1 pseudogene is annotated in these 253 nt (G+C 66.4%); it reads right to left on the reverse strand.

From position 1 onward, the window contains the following. Positions 1-57: 57 nt before the first annotated feature. A pseudogene (locus QJT78_RS52570) lies at positions 58-253 on the reverse strand (transposase); the annotation flags it as partial.

The following is a 253-nucleotide window of genomic DNA, read 5'->3' on the forward strand; positions in this document are numbered from 1 at the left end:
TGCCCTGGTCCCGGCAATGCCTGCGAAGATCTGTAGTGGTTGCCCTCGGAGGGCGGCTCACGCGGCGATCGTGGCCCACCGCCTCATGTTGAAGGATCGAGGCGAGCAGGACTTGCCCGGTCGCCTTGATCAGACCGACGTGGCGGATGCAGGTCAGCCGCATGCGGCGTTTGAGAGTAGCGAAGGTGGTCTCGACCTGGGCTCGGCGGCGCGCGATGAGGAGGTTGTAGCGTTTGAGCCGGGCCGGCAGCTC

The organism is Bradyrhizobium sp. Mp27 (assembly GCF_029953005.1).
Taxonomy (GTDB): domain Bacteria; phylum Pseudomonadota; class Alphaproteobacteria; order Rhizobiales; family Xanthobacteraceae; genus Bradyrhizobium; species Bradyrhizobium barranii.